The organism is Ruminococcus callidus ATCC 27760 (assembly GCF_000468015.1).
Lineage (GTDB): Bacteria > Bacillota > Clostridia > Oscillospirales > Ruminococcaceae > Ruminococcus_C > Ruminococcus_C callidus.
On the sequence record NZ_KI260291.1, the window covers coordinates 1 to 1,974 of the forward strand.

The window sequence follows — 1,974 nt, forward strand, 5'->3', positions numbered from 1 at the left end:
CAGGGGAGGCTATCATGAAAATTGATTTCCGTGGCACCGGAACGTGCATATCTTGACAAAAAGAGCGAAATTATGCTATAATTAAGGAAACACCCAAAGAAAAACGAACATTTCAACTGTTCAGGAAAGGAATGTCTATGAAAAACAACAAACTGCGGAACGGGATCCTCATTGGTGCGGTAGTGCTTCTGGCTCTGATCGCCGGCACGTCTGCTGTGACCATCGTTCCGGCGGGACACACCGGCGTGATCGTCACCATGGGAAAGGTTTCTGATCGGGTACTGAGCGAGGGCATGCATCTGAAAGTGCCCTTTGCCCAGCAGATCGTGATGATGAACAACAAGATCCAAAAGACCGAGATCGATTCCAACGGTGTTTCCAAGGATCTGCAAACCGTTTCCAGCGGCGTGGCGATCAACTACCACATCAACAAGGACGATTCCGCCAAGATCTATCAGAGCATCGGCGAGGGCTATGCCGACACCGTGCTCCAGCCGGCAATTCAGGAATCCATGAAAGCCATTACCGCCCAGTATACCGCGGAAGAACTGATTACCAAGCGTTCCGCCGTAGGCGAGGAAATCGGTGCCACACTGGCGGAAAAGGTGCAGGAATACGGCATTCTCATCGACAAGTTCAATATCATCAACTTTGACTTCTCCGAGGAGTTCAACGCGGCGATCGAACAGAAACAGGTTGCCGAGCAGAACAAGCTGCGGGCAGAAACCGAAAAGGAACAGAAAGTCATTGAAGCACAGGCAGATGCCGAACAAAAGGTGATCGCCGCCAAGGCGGAGGCAGATGCCATTCGGCAAAAGGCAGAGGCAGAAGCCGAGGCAAACGAAAAGATCAACGCGTCCCTGAACGAAAACGTTCTGAAGTACCAGCAGATCGAAAAGTGGAACGGCGAATACCCCAATGTGGTTTCCTCGGATTCCTCGATTCTGGTGGACGCTTCTTCCGGCAAAGCCGCTTCGACACAGCCGGCAGAAAACGCGGGAGAATAACGGCAGCGGCAGAGCATCACTGCTTTGCCGTTTTTGCATAGACCGGAGGGAAGAACATGAAGTGGCTGGCAGCGTCCGGCAAAAAAGGCATACAGGGCGAAAAACAGGTTGCCCGCCGGCTGCGGCGGCTGGATTCCCGACAGTACATTGTGCTGTCAGACCTGCTGCTTCCCTGCGGCAGCCGTCTGACACAGATCGACCACGTGGTGGTGTCCGTCTACGGCATTTTCGTGATCGAAACCAAGAATTATCACGGCACTATTTCCGGCAGCATCTGGAAAGAGTTCTGGGTGCAGGAGTGTCACGGCAGGCAGTATGACCTGCGGAATCCCTTTCGCCAGAATTATGCCCATGTGCAGGCACTTGCCAGTTTGCTGGGGCTGGAACGGGACTGTTTCTTTTCCGTTGTGGCGTTCGCAGATGATGCCATCTTACAGGTGGTACAGCCGGAGGACAGTACAGAACAGCTGGTGCCTATTTCCAAGGTGTGCCGTGCCGTCCGCCGCCGGAAACAGCCCTTGCTGCTGTGGGACGATGTCCGCTATTATGCCGGCGTGATTTTGTGTGCCAACATCGAGGACCCGCAGGCACGGGAACAGCACCTCTCCCAGATCGATGACGAGATCGCTTATCGGCGGTTTGCCCTGCGGAGGGGACTTTGTCCCCGCTGCGGCGGAAAGCTGGTGCTGCGGCAGGGCAGATACGGCTCTTTTTACGGCTGTACCAACTATCCCGAATGCCGTTATACGCTGGAAAATGAAGTGTAATAAGAATATTAAATTATGCAATTTAGTCATTATTTTCATGAAAACAAAATGTAAAAAAACTCTTGCATTTCCAAATCAAATATGTTATACTACAGAAGTGCATGAATACAGAATACATGCAATCAAATGCTATAATGCTTTCGGCAATACCGCACAAAGATTGTGCGGCAGATGGCGTGCAAAGTCGCCAGACGCTCTTT

The 1,974-nt window shown here is 51.9% G+C and carries 2 protein-coding genes; both read left to right on the forward strand.

Translation table 11 applies throughout. The features are described 5' to 3' along the window. Window positions 1-137 precede the first annotated feature (137 nt). Window positions 138-1,007 (forward strand): prohibitin family protein, encoded by an 870-nt coding sequence (locus tag RUMCAL_RS00655; protein WP_021680438.1) that lies wholly within the window; start codon window positions 138-140, stop codon window positions 1,005-1,007. Between the two features lie 56 nt (window positions 1,008-1,063). Beyond that, window positions 1,064-1,774: an NERD domain-containing protein gene (locus RUMCAL_RS00660; protein ID WP_021680439.1), complete on the forward strand. Its 711-nt coding sequence runs from the start codon at window positions 1,064-1,066 to the stop codon at window positions 1,772-1,774. The last annotated feature ends 200 nt before the right edge of the window (window positions 1,775-1,974 follow it).